Below are 26,547 nucleotides of genomic sequence, written 5' to 3'. Positions count from 1 at the left end.
GAGGGCGTCCGGTCCGGACGGCGGGACCGCTGCGGGCCGCCGGGAACCTACCGTGAATCCGTGGGGATCAAGCGGCTGGTCGCCGTACTGATGACGACGCTGCTGGCCGGTTGCGCCCCGGCGGGGGCCGCCACGCCCGGTACACCGCCGCCGGCCCGTCCGGCGCCCGTGGCCGCCTACGCCGTCGGCGTACGCACGTTCACCGTCGACCCGACCTCGGCGCGCCCCCTGCCGGTGACCGTCTGGTACCCGGCGGAGGACGACGCGGTGGCCGCCGGGCGCTTCCCCGTGGTGGTCTACAGCCACGGGCTGCACAGCCTGCCCGAGCTGCACGCCGGCCTGACCGCGCGCTGGGCCGCCGCCGGGTTCGTGGTCGCCGCCCCGGCCTACCCGCACACCCGGCGGGGCGCGGCCCGGTTCAGCCGTGCCGACGTACGCCACCAGCCGGCCGACGGCTGGCGGCTGATCCGGCACCTGACGCGGCTCGACGCCCGGGCCGGAGACCCGCTCGCCGGGCACCTCGACGTCACCCGGGTCGCCGCCGCCGGCCACTCGGCGGGCGGCTTCACCACGGCCGGCATGTTCACCTCCGGGCGTTCGGGGCGGCTGCGCGCCGGCATCGTGATCGCCGGCGGCGGAACGGCCGGCAGCTTCGCCGGGCCGGCGGCCCCGCTGCTCTTCGTACACGGTACGGCGGACAGGATCGTGCCGGTGACGGTCGGCCGCGCCGCGTACCAGCGCACGACCGGCCCCACCGCCTTCCTGAGCCTGCTCGGGCAGGGCCACGGCGAGTACCTGAACCCGGGGCGGCCCGGCTTCGACCAGGTCCTGGCCACGACGACGGACTTCCTGCGCTGGACGCTCTACGGCGACGCGGCCGCCGGCCACCGCCTGCCTGGCGACGCCCGCCGCCCCGGCGTGACGCGCTACGAGACCCGCCCCGCCCGCTGACCCTCCCGAGCGGACGCCCGAGCCGGGAGTCCCGACCCGGCGCGTGGCCAACTCCCGGTCGAGCCCGGCCCAGGCCGCCACTCGAGCAGCCCAGGCGCCGGCAGCAGCCGGGGCGCGGCAGCGCAGCGGAGGGGGACGTACTGCGGCGGTCTGCGGCGGAGCGGGGCGCGCCGCGAGGCACAATCGTTTCCATGCCGCGTCGTGTCACCCCCGCCCTGCTCGCCTCCGCACTGTTCACCGCCGGTCTGGTCGGCTGCTCCGACGACGCCGGGCCGGCTCCGCAGGCGGCAGGCTCCCAGGCGGCTCCGCTGGTGACGGCCTCGGCGCCGCCCGCACAGGCGGCCGGCCCCACCCCGCAGGTGCCCGTCGGCACCGCACCCGAGAAGGCCTTCGCCGTCGGCGTACGGCAGCTGAAGCTGAACCGCGACGGGAAGCGCCCGCTGCCGGTGACCGTCTGGTACCCGGCCGCCGGAAAGCCCGGCGGGCAGCCGGCGCGGTCGGCGGACGCCGCCACGGGGAAGTTCCCGGTGGTGATGTTCAGCCACGGGTTGAGCGCCCGGCCGGCCGACTACGAGACGCTGCTCACCCGCTGGGCGGCGGCCGGGTTCGTGGTGGCCGCGCCGACCTTCCCGCACACCGCCCGGGGTGGCGACGGCAACGTGCTCGACGTGCTCAACCAGCCGGCCGACGTGTCGTACGTGCTGACCCAGGTCCTCGCCCTCGACGGCAAGGACGGCGACCCGCTGCGCGGCCGGCTGGCCACGGACCGGGTGGCGGCGGCCGGGCACTCGGCCGGCGGGGTGACCACCATCGGCCTGTTCACCGCCGGCCGGGACGAACGGCTGGACGCCGGGGTCGTCTTCGCCGGCACGGCGCTCGGCGTCGGCACCGCCTTCGCGGGCGCCGCCGCCCCGCAGCTCTTCGTGCACGGCGAGGCCGACGAGGTGGTCGAGTACGCCGCCGGCAAGGCCGCCTACGACCGGGTGCCCTGGCCGAAGGCGATGCTGAGCCTCCCGAAGGGCGACCACGGCCGCGCGCTGCTCAGCGACGGCGCCTCGCTGCGGGTGGTCTCGGACACCACGGTCGAGTTCCTGCGCTGGTCGCTCTACGGCGACCAGGCCGCCAAGGGCCGCATCCCCACCGACGCCGCCCGCGACGACGTCGCCACCCTCGACAACCGCCTCTGACCGACGGTGGCCTCCCTGACCGGGGAGGCCAACGGGACCCGCCCGTCGCGGGCCCCGGCGACACCGCCGTGGGCCTCCCCGACCAGGCAGGCCCACGGCGACGGCGGGACTCAGGCGGTGTGGTCGACGACGACCTTGCCGAAGACGTCGCCGGAATGCAGGCGGGCGAAGGCGTCGGCGACCTCGCTGAACGGGAGCACGGAGTCCACCACCGGGCGCACGCCGTGCTCGGCGCAGAACGCGAGCAGGGCGGCCAGCTCGTCGGGGGTGCCCATCGAGGTGCCGAGGATCTCCAGTTGCATGGCGAAGACCCGGCGCAGGTTGACCTTCGGCTCGTGCCCGGCGGTGGCGCCGGAGACCACGATCCGGGCCATCGGCGCGGCGGACTTCAGCGAGTGGTCGAAGGTGGCCGCCCCGACCGTCTCGATCACCACGTCGACCCGCTCCGGCAGCCGGGCGCCGGGCTCGACGGCGGTGGCGCCCAGCTCGGCGATCCGTTCCCGCTTGGCGGCGTCGCGGCTGGTCGCGTACACCCGCTTGCCCATCGCGGCGGCGAGCGCGACGGCCGCGGTGGCCACGCCCCCGCCGGCGCCCTGGACCAGCACGGCGTCGGCGTCGCCGACCCGGCCCACGGTGGTCAGCATCCGCCACGCGGTCAGCCAGGCCGTCGGCAGGCAGGCCGCGTCCGACGCCGCCAGACCCGCCGGCAGAGCCAGCAGGTTCGACCGGGGTACGGCGACCCGCTCGGCCAGCGTGCCGGGGAAGTGCTCCGAGAGGATGGAGACGCCGCGCGGGTCGCCCGGGGTGGGGATCACCGGGTAGACGACGACCTCGTTGCCGTCCGGGTCCACCCCGACGGCGTCGCAGCCGAGGACCATGGGCAGCTGCTCGGCGCGCAGCCCCACCCCGCGCAGGGACCAGAGGTCGTGGTGGTTGAGGGAGCTGGCCCGCACCTGAACGGTCACCCAGTCGTCGGCCGGGTGGGTCGGCTCGGGCTGCTCGCCGACGGCGAGCGCGGCGAGCGGGTTGGCGTCGTCGAAGCGGGAGACGAAGGCGGCACGCATGATCGGCACGGTAACAAGCCGAGCCCCCGGCAAGAAGGGCACCGACGGAAGGAAGGGCCCCTTCCTATCGCCTGGGCGATAGGAAGGGGCCCTTCCTTACACGTTCAGCGGGTGACGCCGTCGCGGCGCGCGGCCTCGGCGACCGCCTCGGCCACCGCGGGGGCGACCCGGGGATCGAGCGGGGACGGGACGATCGCCTCGGCGGTGAGCGACTCGGCCACCACGCCGGCGATCGCGTCGGCGGCGGCGACCTTCATGCCCTCGGTGATCCGGGTGGCCCTGGCGTCCAGCGCGCCCCGGAACACACCCGGGAAGGCCAGCACGTTGTTGATCTGGTTGGGGTAGTCGCTGCGGCCGGTGGCGACGACCGCCACGTGCCGGGCGGCCACCTCCGGGTGCACCTCGGGCGTCGGGTTCGCCAGGGCGAAGACGATGCCGCCGGGGGCCATGCCGGCGACCGCCGCCTCGGGGATCTGCCCGCCCGAGACGCCGATCAGCACGTCCGCGTCGCGCAGCGCCTCGGTGATGTCGCCCTCGCGACCGCCGGCGTTGGTGGCCGCCGCCAGCTCGGCCTTGGTGCCGGTCAGTTCGGGCCGGTGCCGGCCGATGATCCCCTTGGAGTCGCAGACCACCACCTGGTCGGGGTTCACGCCGCCGGCGATCAGCATCTTCGTCACCGCGACCCCCGCCGCGCCGGCGCCGCTGACCGTCACCCGCAGGTCGCCGAGCTTGCGGTCGAGCAGCCTGGCGGCGTTGCGCAGGGCGGCGAGCACGACGATCGCGGTGCCGTGCTGGTCGTCGTGGAAGACCGGGATGTCCAGGGCCTCGTCGAGCCGGCGCTCCACCTCGAAGCAGCGTGGGGCGCTGATGTCCTCCAGGTTGATCCCGCCGAACGACGGGGCCAGCGCCCGCACCACGGCCACGATCTCGTCGACGTCCTGCGTGTCCAGGCAGACCGGCACCGCGTCGACGCCGCCGAACTGCTTGAACAGCACCGCCTTGCCCTCCATCACCGGCAGCGAGGCACGCGGGCCGATGTTGCCGAGCCCGAGTACGGCCGAGCCGTCGGTGACGACCGCGACGGTGTGCGACGCCCAGGTGTAGTCGTCGGCGAGCGTCGGGTCGGCGGCGATCGCCTCGCAGACCCGGGCCACACCCGGGGTGTACGCGAGGGAGAGGTCCTCGCGGCTGGTCAGCGGGACGGTCGAGGCGACGGCCATCTTGCCGCCCCGGTGCAGTCGGAAGACGGGATCAGCGGGGTCCACGGTGGACGATGACATGGTGACTCCAGGATCTGTCGAGCAGACGGGGCGGCCGGCGCGGACGCGAGGTGAGGCGCCGAACGGCGGCACGCGGTGCGGGGGTCACCCGGGCACGTCTGGAGCATAGTGTCGCCACCGTCACACCGGTGTGAGCGGGGTCATATCCGCTGTGGGCGCACCCGGGCGGGCCGGGGCCAGTAGCGGGCCACCACGCGGCCCCGCACGTCGGCCACCCCGTACGCCCGGGAGTCGTCGGTGACCAGGTCGTTGTCGCCGCGCAGCCACCACCCGCCGTCCTGCGCGCGGATCGCGCGCTTGACCACGAGCAGGTCGGGGCGGCTGCGGAAGACCGCGACGACGACGTCACCGGAGCGGACCGCCCGGTCGCCGGGGCGGACCAGCACCGCGTCGCCGTGCCGCAGCGTGGGCGACATGGACGGACCGGTCACCAGTACGGCGGTCAGCGGCCACCGCAGCCGGGGGGCAACCGTCGGGTGCTCGCTCCCCATTGGTTTCCCCTCCACCCGGCCTCCCCGGAGCGCGTCCAGGAGTAATGTCGTCTTGGATCATCGCAAACTTCCCATGGAGGATCCTGATGCGACTTCCGCGCATCCTTACGCCCCGCGTGACCGCCAGCGCCCACTGCGACCTGCCCTGCGGCGTCTACGACCCGGCCCAGGCCCGGATCGAGGCCGAGTCGGTGAAGGCGATCTGCGAGAAGTACCAGGCCAACACCGACCCCGAGTTCCGCACCCGCGCCATCCTGATCAAGGAGCAGCGCGCCGACCTGGTGAAGCACCACCTGTGGGTGCTGTGGACCGACTACTTCAAGCCGGCCCACTTCGAGAAGTACCCGCACCTGCACCAGCTGTTCAACGAGGCCACCAAGCTGGCCGGCGCCGCCGGCGCGAAGGGCGGCACCGACCCGTCCAAGGCCGACGAGCTGCTCCAGAAGATCGACGAGATCTCCAAGATCTTCTGGGAGACCAAGCAGGCGTGACCCTCACCGGTCCGCCGACGATCCGGCCGGCACGTCCCGAGGGCGTGCCGGCCGTCGTCGTCATGGCGCATGTTCCGGCCGGGCCCGTACCCGCTCCCACCAGCCGGGCGGGGCGCGCTGACGGGTCCCGCGGGCGGGAACGTGGCGGTCCCCACACGTTCGGGCGACCGAGCGGGTAGAGTCCCCGACCGGGGGGATGAGTGGTGACTCAACTGACCGGGCAGCCGACGACCGACGACGACGTCGTGCACCTCACCGTGCCCGCGGACGGGGGCTACCTCGGGGTGCTACGTACCGCCACCGCGGGGCTCGCGGCGCGGCTGCAGTTCGCCCTCGACGAGATCGAGGACCTGCGCATCGCCGTCGACGAGGCGTGCGCGATGCTGCTCGCCATCGCCACCCGCGACGCGGAGCTCGACTGCCGCTTCGCGGTCACGGACGACGCGCTCACCGTGGAGGTGACCGTGCCGACGGTCCGCGGCGCGACGCTCCCCGCCGAGTCGTCCTTCGCCTGGAAGGTGCTCACGGCGCTGACCACGGCGGCGGCCGCGACGGCCTCCGACGGCCGCGCCACCATCTCGCTGCTCACCCGCCGCGCCTCCGGCTACTGACCGGCCGCTGACCCGGCGCCGGGCCCGCGCGGGCCCGGCGGGGTCACTCGAAGCCGAGGGCCCGGGTGGTGGGGGTGCTCACCAGCAGGGCGGTCATCCCGAGGCCGAGCGCCATCAGCGGTACGCCGAGCCACCCCATCCCGCCCTGGACCATGAACCAGCCGATGGGCAGCAGCATCAGCTGGAGCACGATCGCCGGGGCCCGGGCTCCCGCCTTCCGCCGCGCCAGCGCGCCGCCCAGCGCCCAGAGGGCCGCCGCCGCGCCGATGGCGAACGCGGTCACGAGCAACGCCGACGTGAGGTCGGTGGTCGTGGCGGTGAGATCGGCCCAGAGCAGCCACGCGGCGACCAGTCCCACGGCGACCGCCTCGGCCCGCAGCAGCCGGACCGCCCAGCCGAGGGTGGCGGGGATCGGGTCGGAGTCGATGGTCACGCGCGCCACGATACCCGTGGTGGCGCGCGGTACAGTGCCGCCCATGCGGGCCGTCCTGGTGGTCAATCCGAAGGCCACCACCACCAGCGAGCGCAGCCGGGACGTCCTGGTCCGGGCCCTGCGCAGCGAAGTCGACCTCTCCGTGCGCTACACCCGGCGACGGGGGCACGCGACCGACCTGGCGCGCGAGGCGGCCGAGGAGGGCGTCGACGTCGTCGTGACGCTGGGTGGCGACGGCACGGTCAACGAGGTCGTCAACGGCCTGATGGCGGCGCAGCCGCCGACCATCCCCGCCAGCACCACCCCGGCCGAGCGGCTGCCCGCCCTGGCGACCGTGCCGGGGGGCTCGACCAACGTCTTCGCGCGGGCGCTGGGCCTGCCCCGGGACTGGCCGGACGGGACCAGCATGATCCTGGAGGGCCTGCGGCTGGGCCGCTACCGGACGATCGGGCTCGGCCGGGCCGACGACCGCTACTTCACCTTCTGCGCGGGCTTCGGCCTCGACGCGGCCGTCATCCACCGGGTGGAGCAGGCCCGCCGGCGGGGCCGGGTCTCGACGCCCGCGCTCTACTTCCGGTCCACCGCGGCCCAGTACTTCCTCAACTCCGACCGCCGCCATCCGGCGATCAGCCTGGAGCGCCCGGACGAGTTGGCGGAGGGCGAACTGGCGACGGTCATCATCCAGAACACCGCGCCGTGGACGTACCTGGGCGACCGCGAGGTCAATCCGAACCCGGAGGCGTCGTTCGATCTGGGCCTGGACGTGCTCGCCCTGCGGCAGCTCCGGGTGGCCAGTACGACACGCACGGTGACGCAGTTCTTCTCCCGGACCCCGGATCCGCACGGCCGCCAGGTGCTGCGGCTGCACGATGTCGCGGAGTTCACCCTGGTCTCGGCCCGTCCGCAGGCGTTCCAGCTCGACGGCGACTACCTTGGCGAGCGGGAGAAAGTCAGATTCACATCCATTCCCGCCGCACTGAGAGTAATCTGCTAGGTCTCGGGTACTGCCCTAGGTCGACGCGGCCGCGACACCGGACCGATGCGACGGCCGCCACACCGAGGGGCTGTGCCGGAAATGTCAGCAATGTCACGCGGACTGTACTATATTGATCCTCGACAGTGGTACGCCGGGTAACCAGGAAGGTGCTGGAATCCGGACAAAGGGGTTGTGGGCTTGCTCACCGCCCGGAGTTTTTCCGAGCGTCACCCTTGACATCCCGGGCGTTCGTGAAAGTATTCACAAGCGAACTTGAGTTACCGGGACATTGTTTGGATAGGCTCGTCAGGTTGAGCTGTTCCAGCAGGTCCGCGGGGCCGACACAGCCTGCTCACGCACTGCCGAATAGGCGTACGCGAACCGTCACCATTCGGCGCTGCGGATGCATATAGGAAAAGCAACAGAAGCAATCTCTGCCACCCACCCAGAATGAGGAGTGTTGCCGCCATGGACTGGCGTCACCATGCTGTCTGCCGCGACGAGGACCCGGAACTGTTCTTCCCGATCGGGACGTCCGGGCCGGCTCTCCTGCAGGTCGAGCAGGCCAAGGCCGTCTGCCGGCGCTGCTCCGTGACCGACCAGTGCCTGCAGTGGGCGCTGGAGTCCGGTCAGGACGCTGGCGTCTGGGGCGGGATGAGCGAGGAGGAGCGGCGGGCTGTCAAGCGCCGCGGTGGCCTCCGGGTGCTGCGCGCTCACTCCGCCTGATCCCCACGCACCAGTCAGTACGCCCCGGCCGGGTACGCCCGCCGGGGCGTACTGCTGTCCGGTCGCCGTATTGGTGATCCGGCCTCCGCTCACGGCGCGGCGGTGATCCCGGCCAACCGGCTCGCCGCGTCGACGCGCCGCAGGACCAGATCGGCCAGCTCCGGCGCGTCGGTCAGCGGGGCGGACACCGCCACCGCACCGGCGCCCCGCGCCGCCGTGGCGACGGCGTCGTGGAACAGGCCCGGAGCCAGGAAGTACGCCGACACCGCCACCCGCCCGGCCCCCCGCGCCCGCAGCCGCGCCACCGCCGCCGCGACGGCCGGCGGGGCCGCCGAGGCGTACGACACGCGGGTGGGCACGCCGAGACCGGCGCGCAGCGCGGCGGCCACCCGGCCCACCGACCCACGCGCCCGGGCGTCCCTGGTGCCGGCCGCGGCCAGCACCAGGCCGTCGAAGCGCCCCGCCCCCGCCTCACCCAACCGCCGGTGCAGGCCCGCCAGCAGACCGGCGTCCACCGTCCCGTCGGCCGGGCCGAGCACGTCGGTCACCCGTACCGCGATCGGCGGCCCCGACTCCCGGGCGGCCGCGACCGCCGCCGGGACGTCCACCCGCCGGTGGTGCGCCGCCGTGAGCAGCAGCGGCACCAGCACGGCCCGGGAGTGCCCGGCGGCGGCCAGGTTCCGCAGCACGGTCGCCGGTCCCGGCTCGGTGTGGTCCAACCAGCTCGCCAGCACCGGCGTACCCGGCCGGGCGGCCGACACGGCCCGGGCCAGCGCCCGGGTCGCCTCGGCGGCCCTCGGGTCCCGGCTGCCGTGGGCGACCAGGACCACCGGGTCGGCCACCTCCGACGGCCCGACCGGCCGCCACGGCCCGGCCGCCCCTGACGACCCGGCCACCTCCGACGGCCCGGGCGCTCCCCACGCGGGAGAGCCCGGGACCGGCCCGGTCAGACGTGCAGGCCGCACTCGGTCTTCTCGAACATCGCCCAGCGGCCGGCCCGGGGGTCCTCCCCCGCCTTCGTGCGGCGGGTGCAGGGCCAGCAGCCGATCGAGCCGTAGCCCTGCTTGAACAGCTCGTTGACGGGCACGTTCCAGCGGGCGACGTAGGCGTCCACGTCGGCCTGCCGCCAGGCCGCGATCGGGTTGACCTTGACCTTGCCCCGGCGCGCGTCGAAGGTCACCACCGGCGTGTTCGCCCTGGTCGGCGACTCGTCCCGGCGGAGCCCGGCGGCCCAGGCGTCGTAGCCGGCGAGCGCCCGCTCCAGCGGCTCCACCTTGCGCAGCTGGCAGCAGTCGTCCGGAGCCTTGTTGAACAGGCGCGGGCCGTACTGGCCGTCCTGCTGGCCCACGGTCAGGCGCGGCCGGATCGAGCGCACGTTCACCGGCAGCGTCCGGGCCACCTCGTCGCGGACCCGGAGCGTCTCCGGGAAGTGCAGTCCGGTGTCGAGGAAGACCACGTCCACCCCCGGGGCGACCCGGGAGACCAGGTGGGCCAGCACGGCGTCGGCCATCGAGCTGGTGACGCAGAACCGGGCGCCGAAGGTCTCGGCCGCCCAGCGCGCGATCTCCAGCGCCGGCGCGCCCTCCAGCTCCCGGCCGGCCGCCTCGGCCAGCGCGCGCAGCTCGTCGGGGTCGCGCCGGGCGGCGCCGGCCGGAGCCGGAGCGCCCAGGCCGACCAGGCCCAGGCCCGCCGCCGAGACGAGACCGGGCCGGTCGCCCGTGCCCCCGCTCACCGGGCCACCGCCCGGCCGAGCAGGCCGGTGAACTTCACCGTGAACACCCGGGCGCACGCGTGGCACTCCCAGGCGCCGTGGCCGGCCTCACTCGGCCGCAGGTCCTCCTCGCCGCAGTACGGGCAGTACAACGGCGCGGAACGGGTCTCGCTCATCGCGTCACCTCGCTTCGCTCGGCACCGCGATGAGGCCCCACGGCACCGCTGATTCGCTCGCTTCGATCGCTCATCGGAGTTCCTCCTCGTCGACCCTGATCACCCAGTTGGCGAACGTCTCGCCCGTCTCCCGGCCGGCCAGGTAGCGCCGGGCCAGCCGCTCCACGTACGCCGGAAGCTCCTCGGCGGTGGTCTTCAGACCGCGCAGCTTGCGGCCGAACCCGGCCGTCTGTCCCTCGGCCATGCCGAGCCCGCCACCGAGGTGGACCTGGAAGCCCTCCACCTGGCGGCCGTCCGGGCCGACGACGAGCTGGCCCTTGAGGCCGATGTCGGCGACCTGCGTGCGGGCGCAGGCGTTGGGGCAGCCGTTGAGGTGGATGGAGATGTCGGCGTCGAAGTCGCGCAGCCGCTCCTCCAGCCGGGCCACCAGCTCCTCGCCGCGCGCCTTGGTCTCGACGATGGCCAGCTTGCAGTACTCGATGCCGGTGCAGGCCATCGTGCCGCGCCGCCAGGCCGACGGCTGCGCCTCCAGGCCGATCCCGCGCAGCTCGCGCACCAGCGAGCCGGTCCGCTCCGGCGCCACGTCCAGCACCAGCAGCTTCTGGTACGGGGTGAGCCGCACCCGCCCGCTGCCGTGCGCCTCGACCACGTCGGCCAGGCGGGCGAGCTGCCCGCCGGAGACCCGGCCCACCACCGGGGCGGCGCCCACCCAGTGCCGGCCGTCGCGCTGCGGGTGCACCCCGATGTGGTCCACCGGCCGGTCGGGCAGCTGCGGGGCGGGGCCGTCGAGCAGCGCCCGGCCCAGGTACTCCTTCTCCAGCACCTCGCGGAACTTCTCCACGCCCCAGTCGGCGACCAGGAACTTCAGCCGGGCGCGGTTGCGCAACCGGCGGTAGCCGTAGTCGCGGAAGATACCGACCACGCCCGCCCAGACGTCCGGCACCTCCTCCAGCGACACCCAGACGCCGAGCCGCTTGGCCAGCATCGGGTTCGTCGACAGGCCGCCGCCGACCCAGACGTCGAAGCCCGGCCCGTGGTCCGGGTGGTCCACCCCGAGGAAGGAGATGTCGTTCGCCTCGTACGGGGTGTCGACCAGCCAGGAGATGGAGGTCTTGAACTTGCGCGGCAGGTTGGAGTACGCCTTGTCGCCCACGTAGCGGCGGACGATCTCGTCGACCGCCGGCGTCGGGTCGAGCAGTTCGTCGCGGGCCACCCCGGCGACCGGGCTGCCCAGCACCACCCGGGGGCAGTCGCCGCACGCCTCGGTGGTCTGCAGGCCGACCGACTCCAGACGGCGCCAGATCTCCGGCATGTCCTCGACCCGGATCCAGTGGTACTGGATGTTCTGCCGGTCGGTGATGTCGGCGGTGTCCCGGGCGAACTCGCGGGAGATGTCCGCGACCACCCGCAGCTGCGCCAGGCTCAACTCGCCCCCGTCCACCCGGACCCGGAGCATGAAGAACTCGTCCTCCAGCTCGTGCGGCTCCAGCACGGCCGTACGGCCGCCGTCGATGCCCGCCTTGCGCTGGGTGTAGAGGCCCCACCAGCGGAAGCGGCCACGGAGGTCCTGCGGGTCGATCGAGGCGAACCCGTGATGGGCGTAGATGTTCTCGATCCGGGCCCGTACGTTCAGCGGGTCGTCGTCCTTCTTGATCCGTTCGTTGGGGTTGAGCGGCTCGCGGTGACCGAGCGCCCACTGACCTTCACCTCGGGGCCGGCGGGGGGTCCGGGCCGGTCGGGGGGACGTCGGGTCCCCGGCCCGGGCCGGGATGCTGCTGACCGCCATGGCGGCGTCCTCCGTTGTCTGCGGTGCCTCGGGAACACGCAAGGCGCGCGGCCGACCCGTCGGAACGGGCTGGCGACAACGGTGTCGGAACAGCCGGCGCGAGGCGCGCCCGAGACAGAGTGATCGGGCGTCGTCAGTGGGCCGGACAGATCGCGCTGCGCACGCGGCCGTAGTCGACGTGGCGACGAGCCACGAAGCGGCGGACGACAGCGGCGGTCATGGAAGTCATGCTGCCACACCCGAGGGGGGCCGGCCAACGAGTGCGTGCGGGATCCCACATCACGGGCCACACCCCGACCACCGCCCCACCACGGTCGGTCAGGTGGAACGGGTACGGCGCCGACGTGGCGGGACCGGGCCGGGGGCCGGGCTCTACCGGCAGTCGCTGCGCGAGATCCTGCCCCATTTCGTGGCCGCGTGCGGGAAGCACGGGGTCACGGTCAAGGCGTGACGCCGGCCCTGATCGGCGGAACGGCGTACCGGGCGGCCGGACTGTGTGACGCTGCGGTGTGTGACCGGTTCCGCTGATCCGCCCGGCGAGCCCGTCTCGCCGCCGGGCCAGGTGACGGGCGGGCCTACGAACGAGGCGACAGGCGGGCCGGGCCGCACGGATCGGGTGATCTGGATCGCGCCGACGCTGCTCACCCTGGCTGTCGTGCTGACCGGGATCGATCACGCGCAGCCGTGGCGCGACGAGCTGGCCACCTGGAGTGCGGCGAGCCGGTCGCCCGGGGACCTCGTCCGGCTCGCCGGCACCATCGACGCCGCCACCAGCCCCTACTACCTGTTCATGCACGCCTGGGTGGCCGTCTTCGGCGACTCGGTGACCGCGCTGCGGCTGCCCGCCGCACTGGCCATGGCCGCCACGGCGGGGCTGACCGCGCTCCTCGGGCAGCGCCTGCTCGGTACCCGGGCCGGGCTGCTCGCCGGGCTGCTCCTCGCGGTGCTCCCGGGCACCTCGCGCTACGGCCAGGAGGCCCGCCCGTACGCGCTGGCCACGCTCTTCGCCGTGCTGGCGACCCTGCTGCTGGTCGCGGCGCTGACGCGGCCAGGTCGGGCCCGCTGGGCCGGGTACGCCGTCGCCGTGGCCGCGCTCGGCCTCGTCCACCTGGTCGCGCTCACCCTGCTCGCCGCGCACGCGGTGGCGGTGTTCGCCGCTCCCCGCGACCGGCCGCCGAACCGCCCGCTGCGCTGGGTGCTCGCCCTGGTGCCGGCGGCGCTGCTGCTGGCACCGCTGGTGTTCCTGGCCAGAGGGCAGCGGTCCCGGCAGCTCGGCTGGGTGGACACCGCCCGGCTGACCGACCTGATGACGCTGCCGACCGGGGTGGCGCAGAGCGGGGTGGTGGGGGGTCTGCTGCTCGGCCTCGCGGCGCTCGGCGCGGCCCGGCTGGGCCGGCGCGCCCTGCTGCCCGGGCTCGCCGTGCTGCTGCCCGTGCTGCTGGTCTTCGCCGCGGGGCTGGTCGTGCCGCTCTGGGTGCCCCGGTACCTCGTCTTCGTGGTGCCCTTCGCCTGCCTGCTCGCGGGCGCGGCGCTGGCGACGGTGCCGCTGCCGCCCGCGCTGGCCGTCGTCGCCCTGGCCGGGCTGCTCGGGCTGCCCGACCAGGCGGCGCTGCGGCGTACCCACGAGTGGCCGCGCAGCGCGACGGTGGACTACCGGGGCGCGGCCCGGATCGTCGCCGACGGTCAGCGGCCGGGCGACGCGGTCGTCTACTCCCCCCGGGAGAGCTGGCTCTTCCTCGACCTGGGCCTCGCGTACCACCTGGGCGACCGTCGGCCCCGCGACGTGCTGGTGACGCAGGACCAGACCCGCCGGGGCGACCTGTGGGCCGCCGAGTGCGCCCGCCCGGCCGGGTGCCTGGCCGGCGCGGAACGGGTCTGGCTGGTCGTGGCCGGCCGCCGCGACGATCCGCTGGCCGCCGTCTCCGGCGCCAAGGGCGACGCGCTGCGCGCCGACTACACCGTCGAGCGGGTCTGGCCGCGCCCGGGACTCACCGTGGCCCTGCTGACCCGCTGACCCACCCACCCCGGCCCTCGCGCCGGTGCGTCCGGGTCAGCCGGCGGGACGGCCCTCGGGGGCGTCGCGCACCAGCGGGACGACGAGCGTCGCCTCGGTGCCGCCCTTCGCGCCGTCGCGCAGCTCGATGGTGCCGCGCAGCTCGCCCGTGACCAGCGCGCGGACGATCTGCAAGCCGAGGTTGCCGCTCCGCTCGGCGTCGAAGTCGGGCGGCAGCCCGCGCCCGTTGTCGGTGACCGAGACGTGCAGCATCTTGCGGAACCGGTGGGCCGACAGCACCACCTCCGGCTCGACCGGACCGGCCGCCACGGGCGCTCCCGGGGCGGGCGGCCCGGCCGCGACCGGGGCGGGGGTTCCGGAACCGGGCGGGACGGCGGGCGCCTCGGCGGCCGGCGGGAAGCCGTGCTCGACGGCGTTGAGCAGCAACTCGTTGAGCACCATCACCAGCGACGTGGCGACCTCGGCGGGCAGCACACCGAAGCTGCCCTCGCGGCGCATGCCGACCGTGGCCTCCGTCGCGGCCACCTCCGTGGCGGCGCTGGCCACCCGGTCGACGATGCCGTCGAACTCGACCGCCTCGTCGCTGGACATGGAGAGGGTCTCGTGCACCAGCGCGATGGAGGCGACCCGGCGTACCGACTCCTCCAGGGCGACCCGGGCCTCCGGCATGGACACCCGGCGGGCCTGGAGCCGCAGCAGCGCGGCGACGGTCTGGAGGTTGTTCTTCACCCGGTGGTGGATCTCCCGGATGGTGGCGTCCTTGGTGATCAGGGCGCGGTCGCGGCGGCGTACCTCGGTGATGTCGCGGACCAGCACCAGCGCGCCGATCGGCACCCCGGCGGGCATCAGCGGCAGCGCCCGGGTGAGCATCGTCGCGCCCCGCGCGTCGATCTCCCGGCGGGGCGGCGCCTCGCCGCGCAGCGCCGCGAGGATGCCGTTCGCCGCGTCCGTGCCCTCCAGCGGGTCGCTCGCCAGCCGGCGGTGCAGCGCCGCCAGGTCCTCGCCCACCAGGTGGGAGGCGTAGCCCAGCCGCCGGTACGCCGACTGCGCGTTCGGGCTCGCGTAGGTGACCTTGCCGCCGGCGTCGAGCCGGACCAGCCCGTCGCCGACGCGCGGGGCCGACGTGGTCTCCCCGGGATGGCGCGGCGGCGGGAAGGTCCCGTCGGCGATCATCTGGGCCAGGTCGTCGGCGGTGGTGAGGTAGTTCAGCTCCAGCTGGCTCGGGGTGCGCGCGGTGGAGAGGTTGGTGTCCCGACCCACCACGGCGATCACCTCGCCGGCCTCCCCGTCGGTGGTGCGCAACCGGACCGGGATCGCCTCGTGCCGGGCCGGCACGTCGCCGTACCAGACCGGGTCGCCCTCCCGCCAGATCCGGCCCTGCCGGTGGGCCACCTCCAGGTGGGCCACCTCAGGCCCGCCGACGATCCGCCCCACCTGGTCGTCCAGATACGCGGTGGGCGCGGTCGTCGGCCGGACCTGGGCGACGCAGAGGAACGCGCCGTCACCGTCCACGGGCACCCAGAGCAGCAGGTCGGCGAAGGACAGATCGGAGAGCAACTGCCAGTCGCCGGCGATCCGGTGCAGGTGGTCGATGTCGGCCGGGCGGAGGCGGGTGTGCTCCTCGGCGAGGTTGCGCAGCGTGGACACGTCGACCAGCGTGCCACGACGGGCGTCACATCGTCGCGGTGACCTTCTTCAGCCCGCGCGGCGCGTCCGGGTCCTCGCCCCGGGCGAGCGCCAGCGCCAGCGCCAGGCGCTGCAACGGCAGGATGTCCAGCAGCGGCGCGTAGCGCTCGTCGACCTCGGGGACGGCCATCCGGGTGGCGCCCTCGACATCGGCGGAGCCGACCACCACCACGTCGGCGCGGCGCTCGCCGAGGCGGGGCAGCACCTCGCCCATCGACCGGCCGCCCGGCCCGGAGCCGACCACGGCGAGGACCGGCACGTCCGGGTCGGTCATGGCGAGGGGGCCGTGCAGCAGGTCGGCGCCGGAGAACGCGAGCGCCGGCAGGTAGGAGGTCTCCATCAGCTTCAGCGCGGCCTCGCGGGCGGTCGGGTACGCGTACCCGCGACCGGTGGTGACCAGCTGGCCGGCGAACCGGTAGCGGGGCGCGAGCTGGGTGGGGGTGGTGTCCTCCAGGGTGCGGGCGGCCAGCTCGGGCAGGGCGGCGAGCGCCTCGCGTTCGTCGGCGGGCAGCGCGCCGTCGCCGGCCCGGACGCCCTCGACGAGCATCAGCAGGGCGAGCAGCTCGGCGGTGTAGGTCTTGGTGGCGGCCACCGCGCGCTCGTGCCCGGCGGCGATGTCGACGCTGAGCTCGGCGACGCCGGCCAGCCGGGAGTCGGGCGCGTTGGTGACCGCGAGGGTCAACGCGCCGGAGGCGCGGGCGGTGCGCAGCACCTCGGCGAGGTCGGGCGAGCCGCCGCTCTGGCTGACGCCGACGACCAGCGCGTCGGAGAGGTCCGGCTTCGCGCCGTAGAGGGTGACGACGCTGGGCGAGGCGAGGCCGGCGGGCAGGCCGAGCCGGATCTCGGTCAGGTACGCCCCGTAGAGGGCCGCGTGGTCGGAGGTGCCCCGGGCGGTGAAGACCACGTGCCGCGGGCGGCGTTCCGCGATGACCGCCGCCACCCGGGCGATCGCCCCGGCGTGCTCGGCGGAGAGCAGCCGCTCGTAGCCCGCCGGCTGCTCGTCGATGTCGGCCGCCATGCCGGCCCCTGCACGCGTCACGGAAACTCCTCCCACTGCGCGGTTGCCGCGCGTTTCCTGCTCAGTCTTGCACGTTTGAGCTGGCCTGAGCAATCGAACGAACAGTAGTGCGCAGATGATCACCATCTCGGCGCAACATCACCTAGGCTTGCCCGGCCCCACCGACAGACGAGCGAGAGGACGACGTGCCCGAGGACGACCGGTCGCTGTCCGCGGCGGAGGAACTTGCCCTGGCCCGCCTCGCCATGGACGACAACGACCTGGCACACGCGGCCGGCCACGTCGCCGCCGCGCTGGCCCAGGCCCCGACCCTGCCCGAGGTGCACGAGACCCTCGCCCGGCTCGCCGCCACCGACGGCGCCGGCGGCGTCGACCTCTTCCCGCTCCAGGGCCACGCGTTCGTCGGCACCGTCGTGGCCCGCGCGCACCTGCTCGCCGCCGCCGGCCGGCCGGCCGAGGGGCTGGACCTGCTGGTCGCGGCGACCGGCCACGCGCCGGGGACGGACTGGGCCGGGGTGCCGTGGGTGACCACCCCGGAACTCGCCGAACGCCTCGAACCGGACCGGGCCGCCCGGATCCTGATGCAGGTCTGCGCCGCCGTGCCCGACCCGGTGCCCCGGGCCGGCCGGGCCGCCCTGGCCCCCTACCTGGCACTGGCCCGCAACGCGGTCACCGTCCACCCCGAGCACGGCCTGCTGCTCGGCGCGGCGTCCGCGCTGGCCAGGCGCGTCGGCGAGGTCGACCTGGCGATCCGCTGGGCCGCCCGGGGCGTACGCGCGGAGCCGTCGAAGATCGGCGAGGTGTGGCTCGGGTACGCGTACCGCAGCGCCGGGCGTACCCGGGAGGCGCTGGCGGCACTCGGCCGGGCCGTCGCGCACGATCCCGACGACCTCACCGTCTACGCCGACATCGCCGGCACGCTCGCCGACAACGGGCGGCTCGACGAGGCCCTCGACTGGATCGACCGGGCGCTGGCCCGGGACCCCTCCTTCGAGTGCGCCGTGCACACCGCGCACCGGCTGCGGCACCAGCGCGACGGCGACGTGGCACACCTGGTCGCGCTCGCCGACTTCGTCCGGGACCATCCCGACGACACGCACGAGCACGGCGACCTGGCCGAGAGCTGCCGGGGCCGGCCCTGGCTCGGGCAGGTCACCCCGGCGACCGGGCCGGTGGTGGACGCGCTGCGTCAGGCCGTCACCGACGAGCGCGTCGGCCTCGGCGCCGTACGCCTCGATCAGCCCCCGCCGCCCAGCGCGCTGCGTGCCGCCGCGACGGCCGCGCCCGGGCTGCGGATCGAGGTGGCCGGCGTGCCCGACCCGGACCCGCGCGGGCCCCGGCGGGCGACCGCCCGGCAGCTCTGGCGGCCCGACGGGACGACGGTCGTGCCCGCCGTGCCGGCGCCCTCACCGGAGGCGGCGGCGCGGCTGCGGCAGCTCGCCCACCCGGCGTGGCCGCACCCGCCGGCGGCGTACGACGCGGCGGTGGGCCTGGCCACCGTGGAACTCGACGACCTGCTCGGCCTGCTGGCGCACCCGCCGGAGGCGCCGCCGACCGCGTTGGGCCGGGTACTCGGGCAGGACCCCTCGCTCTGGGTGCGCTGCGTCCAGGTGTGGGCGTGCCTGGGCCTGCTGCACCACCGCACCGACGAGCCGTGGGCGGAGTCGACCCGGCGCCGGGTGCTGCTGGACCTGGTCTGGGGGGTCGAGGACTGGGTCACCGAGGCGGCCCTGTTCGCTCTGGTCACCGCCGCCTGGGTCGACCCGGACGTGCGCGCCGACGTGGCCCGGGTGGTGACCGAGCGGCTGGCCGACGTGGCAGCGGTCGCCCGGGCCCGCCCGGCGCCGATCGCGCCGTCGCTGGCGCACCTGGCCCTGGCCAGCCCGGCCCTGGATCCGGAGACGGCGGCCCTGGCCACCGCGCTGACGGCCACCGCCCCGGTCCCCCGGCCGCGTTCCCGCCTGCACCGCCTCTGGGGGCTCCTCAGGCGCCGGTGAACCGGCGGCTGCGGCGGCTCACGCGCCGGTCAGCTCCAGCCGCAGGCCGAGCAGGTGCACCCCGTCCACGGGCGCCCAGTCCAGCTCGGGCACCCGTACGAAGCCGCGCCGCCGGTAGAGCCGCTGGGCGGAGGCGGCGAAGCCGTCGCGGACGCAGATGACGACGGCGCAGCAGCCCAGCTCGGTCGCCCGCGACACGCAGGCCTCGACCAGCGCCGCGCCGACGCCCCGCCCCTGCGCGGCCAGGTCCACCGCCAGCATCCGGAACTCCGCCTCACCCGCCCGGGACAGCTCGGCGTAGCGGGTGCCGGGCAGGACGAGGGTCACCGAGCCGAGCAGCTCGCCGGTGGCGTCGTCGACGGCGACGAGCACCTCGCCGTCGGTGGTCCGGGACGCCACGTCGGCGAGTACGGCGGCGTAGCCGTGCTCGTTCTTCAGCTGGCCGTCCGCCTCGTACGCGGCCACCGTCAGCCGGGCCACCGCCGCGAAGTCGGCCGGCCCGGCCCGGCGTACCGAGAGGCCGGTCAATCGATCACCGCGATCAGGTCACCGTCCTGCACGACGTCGCCCTCGTTCACCGCGAGCTGCTTGACGACACCGTCGGACTCGGCGACGACCGGGATCTCCATCTTCATCGACTCCAGGATCACCAGGGTGTCCCCCTCGGACACGGTGTCCCCGGCCGACGCGACGACCTTCCAGACGTTCGCCACCATCTCGGCGCGGATCTCCTCGGCCATCTTCGGGCCCTCCCTCTCGCGGTTGCCTGCCGACGTATCCAATCATGCGGGCGACCTCCGGCGGGCGTGGAGCGGCGCGGGCCGGGTCGATGATCGACTCAGCGGCGGTCCACCGGCGGGTCGTACGGCGTGGCGCGCATCGGCGGCCCCGGCGGACGACGGCGGGTGCCGGCCGCACTAGCATCAGCGGGTCGGACCCGGCGCCGGGAGGACCGGTGCGTGCACCGGCGCCGAGATCGTGCGCAGGCGGGATCCGACCATCACGAGGAGGTCACCATGGCGAAGAAGGCCCGCAAGAAGAAGGCCCGCAAGAAGAGCGGCGCGAACCACGGCAAGCGCCCCAACTCCTGACCGGCGGCCGGGCCCCACGGCCCGGCGTCGACCAGTCGGCGCAGACGCCGGTGGCCCGGGTCGTCACGACCCGGGCCACCGGCTTCCGCTGTCTCCGGGGGCACCGACCTCGGTCGGCTGCCGCGCCCGGCCCGACCTCAGTCGGCAAGCTCCTTCGACTCGGTGCCCTCGAAGACGACCAGCTCGGTGAGGCGCAGCCGCAGCCGCTCCCGCAGCTGGTCGGGCGCGGTCTCGTTGCCGCAGCAGCGGGCCACCAGCGCCCGCACCTCCTGCTCGATGCCGTACTCGCGCAGGCACGGGCCGCACTCGTCGAGATGGTGCCGGATCAGCGTGCGCCGCTCCTCGGCGCACTCCAGATCCAGGTAGAGGTAGACCTCCGCGATGACCTCGCGGCAATCCGTCTCGTGCGGATCTCCACAGCTCATGTCAGACCTCCCGGCCGGCGGAAGCGGTCGAGCCCTTCTTCGACGCCGCGGCGCTGAAGCCCCGCTCTGCGGCGTACTGTTCGAGCAGCTTGCGCAGATTACGCCGGCCCCGGTGCAGACGCGACATGACCGTGCCGATCGGCGTGCCCATGATGTCGGCGACCTCCTTGTAGGAGAAGCCCTCGACATCGGTGAGGTAGACGGCCAGGCGGAACTCCTCCGGCAACTGCTGGAGGGCCTCCTTGACGTCGCTGTCCGGCAGCCGGTCCAGCGCCTCGGTCTCGGCCGAGCGCAGCCCGCTGGAGGTGTGCGACTCGGCCTCGGCGAGCTGCCAGTCGGTGATCTCGTCGGTCGGCGCCTGGATGGGCTGGCGCTGCCGCTTGCGGTAGGAGTTGATGTAGGTGTTGGTCAGGATCCGGTAGAGCCAGGCCTTCAGGTTCGTGCCCTGCTCGAACTGGTGGAAGGCGGCGTACGCCTTCAGGTAGGTCTCCTGGACCAGGTCCTCGGCATCCGCCGGGTTGCGGGTCATCCGCAGCCCGGCAGCGTAGAGCTGATCGACGAAGGGCATCGCGTCCCGCTCGAAGCGGGCCCTGCGCTCGTCCGTCTTCTCGGTCGTCAACCGCACATCCCCTCGCGTCGGATGCTTTCCCGCCGAGGATACGCGTACGGACGTGCCCGCAGATTCACTTCCGGCGGGTGTGCTCGTACTCACCGTGTGCGTGCTCACCGCGGGCCAGTCCGGGCCGCCCAGCAGCCGTCGCAACTGCCGCGCTCCCCGCTCGTCCCGTTCCCGGACCCGCGTCTCGGTCGGCACCGGTCTCCCCCCTCGCCAGAAATGTCGTCCCGGGGGGTGCAACGCCCCCGACGGGGCGGGGCATTCCGCTCACCTCCCCCGTTCCTGGTCCCGGCGCCGGCGGAGGCCGACGCTGGGACCAGGAAGGGCCTGGGAGGACCGGCGCCGCCCGCCCGAACCGGGCGTCCGGCGCCATCCGATGCAACGACCCGCCGCGGCAGGCGGACACGGGCGGTCAGCCTCGCGCCCAGCCCCGCCCGCGCAGCCAGTCGCGCACCACGGCGGCCGTGCCGGCCGGGTCCCCCCGCAGGTCGTGCCGCTCCCCCGGGCGGGTCACCACCTGCACCCCCGGCCCCGGCTCCGGCACCCCGAACGGGTCACGGTCGCCGTTGACCACGAGGGTCGGCAGGCCGGTCGCCAGCTCCGCCGCCCGCGACCGCTCCGGGCGGCCGGGCGGATGCAGCGGGAACGCGAGCGCGACGACCCCGGCGGCGCCCACCGCGGGCGCGGTGCGGCACGCCACCCGCGCGCCGCTGGACCGGCCGCCCACCAGCAGCGGTACGCCGGGATGCCGCTGCCGCAGCACGGCGAGCACGGCGGTCCACGCCTCGTCGAGGTGCCCCGCCGGTGCCGGCGCACGCCGTCCGGCGACGCGGTACGGCTGGGTCACCCGGGCCACCACCAACCCGGCGTCGACCGCCGCGTCCCGGAGCGCACGCAGGTCAGGAGCGTCGACGTCGCCGCCCGCGCCGTGCCCGAGCACCAGCAGGGCGCTCGGCGCACCCGCCGGCAGGTCGGTGTCGACCCGGGCGGGCCCGCGCGGGGTGGGTACGTCGTCGTCCTCGGGCATCGGCCCATTCTGCGGTGTCCGGGGCACGACGGGCAGCCGGCCCGCCGAGGTGGCGGGCCGGCTGCGACCGGTTCAGTCGACGGTCAGCTCAGCGGCACCAGGGTGAGCAGCCGGTCCCGGACCGGCGGGCCCGCCTCGCGGGCGGCGTCCGGATCCGGTTGCACCTCCTCGCGCCAGGCGACCAGCATCGCCCGCCGTTCGCGCGGGGTGGTGCCGCCCCAGACGCCGTGGCAGTCACCCACGTCCAGCGCCCAGGCCAGGCAGGATCCCTGCACGTCACAGCTGCGGCAGAGCGCGACGGCCGCGTCGGCCGGCTCGTTCGGCGCCGGAAAGAACGTTTCCGGGTCGACGTTCTGGCAGGTTCCCCTGGTGCGCCACGCCTCGTCCTGTCGCCGCTCCCGCAACGCCCGCAACAGCCGCGGATCCCGTCGTGCGGTGGCCACCTCGTGCGGCCGGGGCATACGTGCCCGTGTCATCCACCCACCTCCCCCGTGGGACCGGCAAGATCGGTGTGCGTCGTCCGCCCCGTGCGAGTCGCGCCCACTACCGGCGCTGTGTTGTATCGCACTTCCGGACACCGGGACAAGACTTCACAGCGAATATGGGTGAACGTCGGGGCGACGATTCGCCCGCAACTCTGGCAAATCACGCCCGACAATGTGTCGGACTGTCAGAAGAGCGTCATTTCCTCGGGCGCGGCGGCCCGGGCGAGCGGCACCCTCTCGGTCAACTGCGGCCCGTCGTTACGCACGTCGCCCACCGCCGTGCCCACCGGGCGGATCTCCAGCGCCGCGAGCCAGTCGGGCGCGGGCGGCGCGAGCAGGCCCGCCGGCTCGTCGGTCGACAGCCACGCCCCCCAGCGGTCGCGCGGCAGCAGCAGCGGCATCCGGTCGTGCACCTCGGCCAACTCGCCCAGCGCGGCGGTGGTGAGCACGCTGAACGTGAGCAGCGGGCCGCCGGAGCCGTCCCAGACCGACCAGATGCCGGCGAAGGCGAGCACCGAGCCGTCCGACGGGGTCATGTAGTAGGGCTGCTTGCGCCCGTCGGCCGCGCGGACCCACTCGTACCAGCCGTCGGCGGGGACGAGGCAGCGGCGGCGGGCGAAGGCCCCGGCGTACGCCCGGCTGGTGGCGACCGTCTCGGCGCGGGCGTTGATCATGCGGGCGGCGCCTGCGGGCGACCTCGACCAGGAGGGGACCAGGCCCCAGCGGCCGACCGACAGCGCGCGGTGGCCCTCCGGGCTGATCCGCACCAGCGGCACCGGGTCGGTGGGCGCGACGTTGTGGTCGGGGCCGACCCCGCCGCCGGTCTCGTCCTGGGACTCGAACAGCGCGCTCAGGTCGCCCGCGCTCCGGGTCGTCGCGTACCTACCGCACATGCCGCACACGCTAACCCGCCGCGCGGCGCCCGGCTGTCCCGCTGACCGGGAGGACGCGTGCCGGCCGGCGCCAGCCGCCGTCGGACGCGGCAGAATGTAACCGTGGGGAACCTGATCGCGACCCGGCCGCCGCAGCCGTGGACCGCTCCGACCGCCTCCGACCCGGTCGCGGCGACGCTGCGCCTGCCCGGGTCCAAGTCGATGACCGCGCGCGCCCTGGTGCTGAGCGCGCTGGCCGGCGGACCGTCGACCCTGGCCGGGCCGCTGCGCGCGCGGGACACCGAGCTGATGGCCGCCGGGCTGCGCGCGATGGGCGCGCACATGTCGATCAGCGACGACGAGCGCTGGCTGGTCCGCCCCCACCCGTTGGTCGGCCCCGCACACGTCGACGTCGGCCTGGCCGGCACCGTGATGCGCTTCGTCCCGCCCGTGGCGGGCCTGGCCGACGGGCGGATCACCTTCGACGGCGACCCGCAGGCGCGCACCCGGCCCCTCGGCCCGCTGATCGGGGCGCTGCGCTCCCTCGGCGCCCGCGTGGACGCCCCCGCCACCGGCAGCCTGCCGCTGACCGTGCTCGGCACCGGGCGGGTGGCCGGCGGCGAGGTGGTGATCGACGCCTCCGCCTCCAGCCAGCTGGTCTCCGGGCTGCTGCTGGCCGCGCCGCGCTTCGACCGGGGCGTGGTGGTCCGGCACGTGGGCCCGCCGGTGCCCTCCGCGCCGCACCTGCGGATGACGGTGCAGATGCTCCGGGCCGCCGGCGCGGCGGTCGACGACGGCACCCCCGACGTGTGGGTGGTCGAGCCGGGTCCGCTGACGGGGCGCGGCTGGGAGATCGAACCGGACCTGTCGGGTGCCGTGCCGTTCTTCGCCGCCGCCCTGGTGACCGGCGGCGAGGTGACCCTCCAGGGCTGGCCGCGCAGCAGTGCCCAGCCCGTCGAGCAGCTCCGCTCGCTGCTCCAGCGGATGGGCGGCGAGGTGACCCTCTCCACCGACGGGCTGACGGTCCGGGGCACCGGCGCGGTGCACGGCATCGAGGCCGACCTCTCCGACGTCAGCGAGCTGACCCCGGCGCTCACCGCGCTGGCCATGCTCGCCGACTCGCCGTCGGTGTTCACCGGCGTCGGCCACATCCGCGGCCACGAGACCGACCGGCTGACCGCGCTGGCCAGGGAGTTCGCCGCGCTCGGCGCCGACATCACCGAGTCCCCCGACGGGCTCGAGATCCGGCCCCGACCGCTGCACGGCGGGGTGTTCGAGACCTATCACGACCACCGGATGGCGCACGCCGCCGCCGTGGCCGGCCTGGCCGTTCCCGGCATCGAGCTGAGCGACGTGGCGTGCACCTCGAAGACCATGCCCGAGTTTCCGGCACTATGGTCGGCGTTGGTGACCGGCAAGAGCTGACACGACGGGGGGCGGGTCCTGGCGACCAGACGGCGGGAGTACGACGAGGACGACGTCCGGGTGCGGCCCGGCAGGTCGTCGCGCCCGCGTACCCGCACCCGACCCCGGCACTCCGACGCGGTGGACGGCTTCGTGATCGCCGTCGACCGGGGCCGCTACACGTGCGTGCCGCCCGACGCCGAACCGGACGCGCCCCTGGTCACCGCGATGCGGGCCCGGGAGCTGGGGCGCAAGTCGGTGGTGGTCGGCGACCGCGTCGGCCTGGTCGGGGACACCTCCGGCGCGGCCGGGGCGCTGGCCCGGATCGTCCGGATCGCCGAGCGGACGTCGGTGCTGCGGCGCACCGCCGACGACGACGAGACCACCGCCGAGGGGCGGCTGGAACGGGTGGTCGTCGCCAACGCCGACCAGCTGGTCATCGTGAGCGCGCTGGCCGATCCGCCGCCGCGCACCGGCTTCATCGACCGGTGCCTGGTGGCCGCGTACGACGCCGGCATCGAGCCGCTGCTCTGCCTCACCAAGGCCGACCTGGCCGGCCCCGAGGCGGTGCTCGACTACTACGCCGAGCTGGAGCTGCCGTACGTGCTGATCCGCCCGGACTCCGACCTCGACGCGCTGCGCGACCTGCTCGCCGGGCGGATCTCGGTCATGGTCGGGCACTCCGGGGTGGGCAAGTCGACGCTGGTCAACCGCCTCGTGCCGGACGCCGCCCGGGCGGTCGGCACGGTCAGCGCGATCGGCCGGGGCCGGCACACCTCCACGAGCGCGGTGGCGCTGCGACTGCCCCAGCTGGCCGGGGACCCGACGCACGGCGGGAACGCCCCCGCCGGCTGGATCGTCGACACCCCGGGGGTACGCAGCTTCGGGCTCGCGCACGTCTCCGCCGACAGCCTGCTGCACGGCTTCCCCGACCTGGTCGAGGGGACGGTCGACTGCCCCGCCAACTGCCCGCACACGCCGGACGAGACCGCCTGCGGGCTGGACGCCTGGGTCGCCGCCGGCAAGGCCGACGCGCGGCGGCTGGCCTCGTACCGCCGGCTGCTGGCCTCCCGGTCCGGGGAGGGCGACGCGCGCGAACCCGACCAGCGGAACCCCGGCGACCCGCTCGCGGGGTCCTGAGCCGGTCGCCGCTACCGTCTAGGCATGCCCGGGTACGCCGACGACCTCGCCCTCGCCCACCTGCTCGCCGACGCCGCCGACGCCGTCTCCACGGCCCGGTTCCGCGCGCTCGACCTGCGGGTCGAGGCGAAACCCGACCTGACCCCGGTCTCCGACGCGGACACCGCCGTGGAGCGGGAGATCCGGGCGCTGCTGGCCGTGCACCGTCCGGCCGACGGCCTGCTGGGCGAGGAGTACGGCGAGGAGCCCGCCAGCGGCCCGGACGGTCGCCGCTGGGTGGTCGACCCGATCGACGGCACGAAGAACTTCATCCGGGGCGTACCCGTGTGGGCCACCCTGATCGCGCTGCTGGAGTCCGACCGCCCGGTCGCCGGACTGGTCTCCGCGCCGGCGCTCGGCCGCCGCTGGTGGGGCGCGCTCGGCGAGGGCGCGTACGCGGGGCCGGACGCCGCCGGTGGCACGCCGATCCGGGTCTCCGCGGTACGGGACCTCGCGGACGCGAGCTTCTGCTACTCGTCGCTGACGGGGTGGGAGTCCGCCGGGCGGCTGGACGCGATGCTCCAGCTCATGCGGGACACCTGGCGCAGCCGGGCGTACGGCGACTTCTACGGCTACATGCTGCTGGCCGAGGGCGCGCTGGACGTGATGGTGGAGCCGGAGCTGTCGCTGTGGGACGTCGCCGCGCTGGTGCCGATCGTCACCGAGGCGGGCGGGACGTTCACGGACCTGGCCGGCCGGCCCGCCCCCTCCGGCGACGCCGGCACCGAGAGCAGCGCCGTGGCCAGCAACGGCGCGCTGCACGCCGACATCCTCGCCCGGCTGGGTCGGCCAACCGAGCACTGACCCCCGGCAGCCTCTATCCTCGCCAAGTGGTTTCCTCCGGTTGGTG

General features: G+C 75.0%; 30 protein-coding genes. 13 read left to right on the top strand and 17 right to left on the bottom strand.

The genetic code is table 11. The features are described 5' to 3' along the window. Positions 1-90 precede the first annotated feature (90 nt). Both EV374_RS02470 and EV374_RS02465 read left to right on the top strand, forming a co-directional pair. On the top strand, positions 91-951 hold the full coding sequence (locus tag EV374_RS02470; protein ID WP_486485546.1) for an alpha/beta hydrolase family protein: 861 nt from the start codon (positions 91-93) through the stop codon (positions 949-951). 191 nt (positions 952-1,142) lie between these two features. Continuing rightward, positions 1,143-2,138: an alpha/beta hydrolase gene (locus EV374_RS02465; protein ID WP_132231112.1), complete on the top strand. Its 996-nt coding sequence runs from the start codon at positions 1,143-1,145 to the stop codon at positions 2,136-2,138. 110 nt (positions 2,139-2,248) lie between these two features. On the opposite strand, the gene EV374_RS02460 is transcribed toward EV374_RS02465, so the two are convergent. The 3 genes from EV374_RS02460 to EV374_RS02450 form a co-directional block, all read right to left on the bottom strand. Next, on the bottom strand, positions 2,249-3,211 hold the full coding sequence (locus EV374_RS02460) for a zinc-binding dehydrogenase (protein ID WP_207913812.1): 963 nt from the start codon (positions 3,209-3,211) through the stop codon (positions 2,249-2,251). 95 nt (positions 3,212-3,306) lie between these two features. Further along, a complete protein-coding gene (locus EV374_RS02455) occupies positions 3,307-4,482 on the bottom strand; it encodes an NAD(P)-dependent malic enzyme (RefSeq protein WP_132231110.1) in 1,176 nt (391 codons plus the stop codon). A 140-nt stretch (positions 4,483-4,622) separates the two neighbouring features. Further along, positions 4,623-4,973 carry a S24 family peptidase gene (locus EV374_RS02450; RefSeq protein ID WP_132231109.1) on the bottom strand — a complete coding sequence of 117 codons (351 nt, stop codon included), beginning with the start codon at positions 4,971-4,973 and terminating at the stop codon, positions 4,623-4,625. 86 nt (positions 4,974-5,059) lie between these two features. Between EV374_RS02450 and sodN the strand changes: the two genes are divergently transcribed. Both sodN and EV374_RS02440 read left to right on the top strand, forming a co-directional pair. After that, positions 5,060-5,464: a superoxide dismutase, Ni gene (sodN, locus tag EV374_RS02445; RefSeq protein ID WP_088998581.1), complete on the top strand. Its 405-nt coding sequence runs from the start codon at positions 5,060-5,062 to the stop codon at positions 5,462-5,464. A 203-nt stretch (positions 5,465-5,667) separates the two neighbouring features. Then, a complete protein-coding gene (locus EV374_RS02440; protein ID WP_132231108.1) occupies positions 5,668-6,075 on the top strand; it encodes an ATP-binding protein in 408 nt (135 codons plus the stop codon). A gap of 43 nt (positions 6,076-6,118) precedes the next feature. On the opposite strand, the gene EV374_RS02435 is transcribed toward EV374_RS02440, so the two are convergent. Next, the gene (locus EV374_RS02435) at positions 6,119-6,508 is read right to left on the bottom strand and encodes a hypothetical protein (protein ID WP_132231107.1); all 390 of its coding nucleotides are present in this window, start codon (positions 6,506-6,508) and stop codon (positions 6,119-6,121) included. A gap of 43 nt (positions 6,509-6,551) precedes the next feature. Between EV374_RS02435 and EV374_RS02430 the strand changes: the two genes are divergently transcribed. Then, positions 6,552-7,502 carry a diacylglycerol/lipid kinase family protein gene (locus tag EV374_RS02430; protein ID WP_132231106.1) on the top strand — a complete coding sequence of 317 codons (951 nt, stop codon included), beginning with the start codon at positions 6,552-6,554 and terminating at the stop codon, positions 7,500-7,502. A 450-nt stretch (positions 7,503-7,952) separates the two neighbouring features. Further along, positions 7,953-8,210 carry a WhiB family transcriptional regulator gene (locus EV374_RS02425; protein WP_007072794.1) on the top strand — a complete coding sequence of 86 codons (258 nt, stop codon included), beginning with the start codon at positions 7,953-7,955 and terminating at the stop codon, positions 8,208-8,210. Positions 8,211-8,299: 89 nt separating this feature from the next. Here the strand turns inward: EV374_RS02425 and EV374_RS02420 are convergent, their stop codons facing one another. The 4 genes from EV374_RS02420 to EV374_RS02405 all read right to left on the bottom strand — a co-directional run bounded on the left by EV374_RS02420 (position 8,300) and on the right by EV374_RS02405 (position 11,883). After that, positions 8,300-9,040 (bottom strand): CbiX/SirB N-terminal domain-containing protein, encoded by a 741-nt coding sequence (locus tag EV374_RS02420; protein WP_207913811.1) that lies wholly within the window; start codon positions 9,038-9,040, stop codon positions 8,300-8,302. A gap of 116 nt (positions 9,041-9,156) precedes the next feature. Next, positions 9,157-9,942, bottom strand: coding sequence for a phosphoadenylyl-sulfate reductase (locus EV374_RS02415; RefSeq protein ID WP_132231104.1), 786 nt, complete (start codon positions 9,940-9,942; stop codon positions 9,157-9,159). After that, complete coding sequence (locus tag EV374_RS02410; protein WP_121399684.1) at positions 9,939-10,097, bottom strand: IS1 family transposase; 159 nt, start codon at positions 10,095-10,097, stop codon at positions 9,939-9,941. Before EV374_RS02410 ends, EV374_RS02415 begins: the two co-directional genes overlap by 4 nt. 70 nt (positions 10,098-10,167) lie before the next feature. Continuing rightward, positions 10,168-11,883, bottom strand: coding sequence for a nitrite/sulfite reductase (locus EV374_RS02405; RefSeq protein ID WP_132231103.1), 1,716 nt, complete (start codon positions 11,881-11,883; stop codon positions 10,168-10,170). 322 nt (positions 11,884-12,205) lie between these two features. Between EV374_RS02405 and EV374_RS33200 the strand changes: the two genes are divergently transcribed. Beyond that, positions 12,206-12,334: a hypothetical protein gene (locus EV374_RS33200; RefSeq protein ID WP_486485533.1), complete on the top strand. Its 129-nt coding sequence runs from the start codon at positions 12,206-12,208 to the stop codon at positions 12,332-12,334. Between the two features lie 165 nt (positions 12,335-12,499). Beyond that, entirely contained in the window at positions 12,500-13,897 is a 1,398-nt protein-coding gene (locus tag EV374_RS02400; RefSeq protein WP_486485545.1) for a glycosyltransferase family protein, read from the top strand. A 36-nt stretch (positions 13,898-13,933) separates the two neighbouring features. Here EV374_RS02400 and EV374_RS02395 read toward each other — a convergent pair whose 3' ends face one another. Together EV374_RS02395 and EV374_RS02390 are read right to left on the bottom strand one after the other, a co-directional pair. Then, positions 13,934-15,544: a PAS domain-containing sensor histidine kinase gene (locus tag EV374_RS02395; protein WP_132231102.1), complete on the bottom strand. Its 1,611-nt coding sequence runs from the start codon at positions 15,542-15,544 to the stop codon at positions 13,934-13,936. A gap of 25 nt (positions 15,545-15,569) precedes the next feature. After that, a complete protein-coding gene (locus EV374_RS02390; protein WP_132231368.1) occupies positions 15,570-16,601 on the bottom strand; it encodes an SIS domain-containing protein in 1,032 nt (343 codons plus the stop codon). Between the two features lie 185 nt (positions 16,602-16,786). Between EV374_RS02390 and EV374_RS02385 the strand changes: the two genes are divergently transcribed. Beyond that, positions 16,787-18,598: a tetratricopeptide repeat protein gene (locus EV374_RS02385; protein WP_132231101.1), complete on the top strand. Its 1,812-nt coding sequence runs from the start codon at positions 16,787-16,789 to the stop codon at positions 18,596-18,598. Positions 18,599-18,616: 18 nt separating this feature from the next. Here the strand turns inward: EV374_RS02385 and EV374_RS02380 are convergent, their stop codons facing one another. Both EV374_RS02380 and EV374_RS02375 read right to left on the bottom strand, forming a co-directional pair. Continuing rightward, on the bottom strand, positions 18,617-19,126 hold the full coding sequence (locus EV374_RS02380) for a GNAT family N-acetyltransferase (protein ID WP_132231100.1): 510 nt from the start codon (positions 19,124-19,126) through the stop codon (positions 18,617-18,619). Next, positions 19,123-19,338: a biotin/lipoyl-binding carrier protein gene (locus tag EV374_RS02375; RefSeq protein WP_088973021.1), complete on the bottom strand. Its 216-nt coding sequence runs from the start codon at positions 19,336-19,338 to the stop codon at positions 19,123-19,125. Before EV374_RS02375 ends, EV374_RS02380 begins: the two co-directional genes overlap by 4 nt. A 276-nt stretch (positions 19,339-19,614) precedes the next feature. Between EV374_RS02375 and EV374_RS33195 the strand changes: the two genes are divergently transcribed. Next, complete coding sequence (locus EV374_RS33195) at positions 19,615-19,689, top strand: 50S ribosomal protein bL37 (RefSeq protein ID WP_369700219.1); 75 nt, start codon at positions 19,615-19,617, stop codon at positions 19,687-19,689. A 137-nt stretch (positions 19,690-19,826) separates the two neighbouring features. Here EV374_RS33195 and rsrA read toward each other — a convergent pair whose 3' ends face one another. From rsrA to EV374_RS02350, 5 genes are all read right to left on the bottom strand, one after another. After that, entirely contained in the window at positions 19,827-20,114 is a 288-nt protein-coding gene (gene rsrA / locus EV374_RS02370) for a mycothiol system anti-sigma-R factor (protein ID WP_132231099.1), read from the bottom strand. 1 nt (position 20,115) lies between these two features. Then, positions 20,116-20,928 (bottom strand): sigma-70 family RNA polymerase sigma factor, encoded by an 813-nt coding sequence (locus EV374_RS02365; protein ID WP_132231098.1) that lies wholly within the window; start codon positions 20,926-20,928, stop codon positions 20,116-20,118. A gap of 214 nt (positions 20,929-21,142) precedes the next feature. After that, a complete protein-coding gene (locus EV374_RS02360; RefSeq protein WP_132231097.1) occupies positions 21,143-21,757 on the bottom strand; it encodes an alpha/beta hydrolase family protein in 615 nt (204 codons plus the stop codon). An 83-nt stretch (positions 21,758-21,840) separates the two neighbouring features. Further along, positions 21,841-22,233: a WhiB family transcriptional regulator gene (locus tag EV374_RS02355; protein WP_132231096.1), complete on the bottom strand. Its 393-nt coding sequence runs from the start codon at positions 22,231-22,233 to the stop codon at positions 21,841-21,843. Between the two features lie 194 nt (positions 22,234-22,427). Then, a complete protein-coding gene (locus EV374_RS02350; protein WP_132231095.1) occupies positions 22,428-23,135 on the bottom strand; it encodes an SOS response-associated peptidase in 708 nt (235 codons plus the stop codon). A 102-nt stretch (positions 23,136-23,237) separates the two neighbouring features. On the opposite strand from EV374_RS02350, the gene aroA reads away from it, so the two are divergent. From aroA to hisN, 3 genes are all read left to right on the top strand, one after another. Next, a complete protein-coding gene (aroA, locus tag EV374_RS02345) occupies positions 23,238-24,539 on the top strand; it encodes a 3-phosphoshikimate 1-carboxyvinyltransferase (RefSeq protein ID WP_132231094.1) in 1,302 nt (433 codons plus the stop codon). 165 nt (positions 24,540-24,704) lie between these two features. Beyond that, on the top strand, positions 24,705-25,658 hold the full coding sequence (rsgA, locus tag EV374_RS02340) for a ribosome small subunit-dependent GTPase A (RefSeq protein WP_132231366.1): 954 nt from the start codon (positions 24,705-24,707) through the stop codon (positions 25,656-25,658). A gap of 24 nt (positions 25,659-25,682) precedes the next feature. Further along, positions 25,683-26,501 carry a histidinol-phosphatase gene (gene hisN, locus EV374_RS02335; RefSeq protein WP_132231093.1) on the top strand — a complete coding sequence of 273 codons (819 nt, stop codon included), beginning with the start codon at positions 25,683-25,685 and terminating at the stop codon, positions 26,499-26,501. Positions 26,502-26,547 lie beyond the last annotated feature (46 nt).

Source organism: Micromonospora sp. CNZ303, assembly GCF_004345505.1.
This window is presented reverse-complemented; position numbering and strand designations above follow the sequence as displayed.